Annotated in this window: 3 protein-coding genes and 1 pseudogene; 1 reads left to right on the top strand and 3 read right to left on the bottom strand. The window is 40.2% G+C overall.

What is annotated here, in order from left to right:
- Positions 1–431 (bottom strand): cbb3-type cytochrome c oxidase subunit I (locus tag QZ488_RS21395; protein ID WP_293752582.1); only part of this gene is annotated, 431 nt, incomplete at its 3' end.
- 33 nt (positions 432–464) lie between these two features.
- Positions 465–1,568, bottom strand: a pseudogene (gene coxB, locus QZ488_RS21390) (cytochrome c oxidase subunit II); the annotation flags it as partial.
- Between the two features lie 650 nt (positions 1,569–2,218).
- Between coxB and QZ488_RS21385 the strand changes: the two are divergent.
- Entirely contained in the window at positions 2,219–2,821 is a 603-nt protein-coding gene (locus tag QZ488_RS21385; RefSeq protein WP_293752580.1) for a Yip1 family protein, read from the top strand.
- 101 nt (positions 2,822–2,922) lie between these two features.
- Here the strand turns inward: QZ488_RS21385 and QZ488_RS21380 are convergent.
- Positions 2,923–3,414: alpha/beta hydrolase-fold protein (locus QZ488_RS21380; RefSeq protein ID WP_293752578.1), on the bottom strand; the 492-nt coding region annotated here is incomplete at its 5' end.

Below are 3,414 nucleotides of genomic sequence, written 5' to 3'. Positions count from 1 at the left end.
GGTGCCCCACCCAAGAAAAATGACATCAATAAAATAGAGAATGCAAAAGGAAGAATCCAGAAACTCCAGTTATTCAGCCTAGGTAACGCCATATCTGGCGCGCCAATCATCATCGGTATCATCCAGTTTGCTAAACCTGTAAAAGCTGGCATTACTGCACCAAAAACCATGATCAAGCCATGCACCGTGGTCATTTGGTTAAAGAAGTCAGGGTCTACAATCTGTAATCCTGGCTGAAATAGTTCAGCTCGAATTACCATCGCCATCGATCCTCCAGTTAAAAACATAATGAAGGCAAACCAAAGATACATAGAGCCTATATCTTTATGATTTGTTGTAAATAACCAACGTTTAAACCCTGTGGCTGGTCCGTGATGGTCGTGCCCGTGGTCATCGTGTGCCAATTCTGTATCTGTTGTTGCTGTTGTCATAATTTGTCCCCCTTACATCCCAGCCGCAGCTTTAACATCTGCTGTTTGAACAGCATCACCCGTATTATTGCCCCATGCATTACGCTCGTAAGTAACCACCGCAGCAAGTTCCTTGAGTGTTAGCTGTTTACCGAACCCTTGCATACCGGTACCGGCCTTTCCATTTACAACAATATTTATATGTTCTGAAATATCACCCACCGCGATAGGACTCCCCTTCAAAGCAGGGAAAGTAGGCGGTAAACCTAGTCCATTTGCTTGGTGACAAGCAGCGCAATACGTTACATACGTTGTTTCACCTAATGCCATTAACTCATCCATGGTCATCATGGCTGCAAGTGAGGCTTTTTCAGCTTCGGCAGCCGCGATAGCAGCGAGTCTTTGTTCCTCTAACCATGCGTCATACTCAGATTCTGGCAGTGCTTCTACCACAATTGGCATATAGCCATGATCTTTACCACAAAGCTCTGCACATTGACCGCGATACACGCCGGGCTCATTTACAATTGTCCAAGCCTCGTTGATAAACCCAGGCACAGCATCTTGTTTCACCGCAAAAGCAGCCACCCACCATGAGTGGATAACATCATCGGAAGTAATTAAGAAACGTACTTTTTTATTGGTAGGAATAACTAAGGGTTTGTCGACTTCAAGTAAGTAGTTTTCACCTTTTTCAGCACCTGCTCCTGAAAGGTTGTCCCACTGTTCTTTTGGAGTAGAAAGCACGCTATAAAATTCAACGTCTTTATCGAAGTATCGATAATGCCACTTCCACTGAGAACCGGTAACTTGAATCGTTAGATCGGAGTCTTCGTTATTCTCGATATCAATCAGTGTTTTTGTTGCTGGAACAGCCATTGCGACAAGAATAAAAATAGGAATAACTGTCCACAAGATTTCAACTTTGGTACTTTCATGAAATGTGGCAGCCACATGGCCTTTGGATTTGCGGTGAAAGAACATCGACCAGAATATTGCACCAAAAACGATAACCCCGATTACGGTACAAATGTATAGCACTAGCATATGCAAATCATATACTTCATGGCTAACGTCAGTGACTCCTTGAGTCAAATTATATTTTGATTCAGCCCAAGCTGCACTGGAAAACAAGGTTCCCAATAAAAGCCAACCCAGATTACGACCTTTCACTCGACATCTCCTTGGTATCAAAAGCAATTTTGTAACCGGGGACTCGCGTACACACAAACAGCTAATAAATCGTGCAACACAATCGGTCACTATATAAAGCGTTTAAGTTTTATTTTAATTAGTTAATTCATAAGGATTTGCTGTTTAGAGCAAATTATTTTTTATTTTTAGTAACTTCTTCACTTATTAGAATTACTTATAATTGATTAAAGGTAAAGCACTTTATTTGCATAATAAAAAATAGACCGTATTTATTTTTAAGCTTCTCAAAATCAGGCATACAGCCAACACACTCAGTTTACCCTACTGATACAATTACCCACTTGTAGGTACCAACTCACCAAAAAATACTAACACCTTGGTCTTCTGCACGATTCTTTCAGAACAGTGAGTGCAAAATTACCTGTAAAACTTTATACAAAAATCTGGATTTACCCAGAAGCATGACTATCTTTTATAGTGTAATAACTTTTTCATTACTGTTGTAAGTCAAACAAAATGAAAAAAAATGTGAATTATTGAGTTGTATGTTAATCAAACAATTGACTTAATAATAAAAAACAGAAACACTGAACTTGTACTCAATTAAAAATAATAAACAGAACAGCTAACAAGTCACTTGGAGGCAATAAGAAATGAGTCTACTGCACAGTATTGGTATTTTGACCCACCCTGATCGTGAATGGGAGTCTATCCGCAACCATCATGAATCAACATCTAAACTTTATATCGGCCATGTACTGGCCTTTGCATTAATTCCAACCCTCTCTGCCTATTTCGGCGCAAGCGAAGTGGGCTGGCGTATTGGCGATGGTGAACTTGTTAAGCTCACACAAAATAGTGCGGCTCAACTTTGTGTTCTATTTTATGCTGCGATGGTTAGTGGCATATTCATTTTAGGAAAATTTATAGATTTTTTTGCATTAACTTACGGTGTTGATGAGTCGGAACACAATGGTGTTTTACTCGCGGCTTATACCGCAACCCCATTATTTATCGTTGGAATTACCGCTATATACCCTGATCTATGGATGAATATGATCGCTGGTGTGATTGCTGTATGTTGGTCGGTTTACTTATTATATGAAGGTCTACCAATACTAATGAAAATCCCTGAAGACCGCGGATTTATATTCGCTAGCTCAGTACTCACTGTTGGTTTGTGCATGCTGGTAGGTCTTTTGGCAATAACCGTGATAATTTGGAGCATAGGGTTCGGCCCTGTGTATACTAGTTAAACTCGGTATATACAGTCGCTAATAATTGCCATCACCCACTTAAATCGTTCGTTAGCGCTTAAAGTGGGTTTTGCTTTCAAGTAATAACTCTCTCTTTATTTTTAACCTTTTGCTAAATACTCAGCATGAAACCGTAAGTGGTTCTCAATAAAACTCGTAATAAAATAATAGCTATGGTCATAACCAGGCTGTTTGCGTAGCTCTAAGGGATAATTATTTTTAATAGCGGCCTTCGTTAGGGAGTCGGGCATTAGCTCTTGTTCCAAAAAGTTATCCGCCATTCCTTGATCCACCAATGCAGGCACATGCTGCGTTGCTACTGACATTAACTTACTGGCATCATACTCTGACCAATCAGCCTTGTTTTCGCCTAGATATGCTGTAAAAGCTTTTTGACCCCAAGGACAATTACTCGGGTTAGCAATTGGACTAAAGGCAGAGACTGATGTAAAAGACGTAGGATTACGTAACGCGATAACTAAAGCACCATGCCCCCCCATTGAGTGACCACTAATAGCCCGTACACTATTAACTGAAAAGTTAGCCTCAATCACTTCAGGTAACTCACTAAGAATGTAGTCATACATTTGATA

Origin of the sequence: uncultured Paraglaciecola sp. (assembly GCF_913020055.1) — a bacterium.
In the GTDB taxonomy this organism is placed as follows: Bacteria; Pseudomonadota; Gammaproteobacteria; order Enterobacterales; family Alteromonadaceae; genus Paraglaciecola.
Note: the sequence above shows the minus strand (reverse complement) of the source record. Positions and strands in the feature narration are given on the sequence as shown.

What these genes read in the sequence shown, in the direction of transcription:
- QZ488_RS21385 (WP_293752580.1), top strand. Translation starts at nt 2,219, where the DNA reads ATGAGTCTACTGCACAGTATTGGTATTTTGACCCACCCTGATCGTGAA.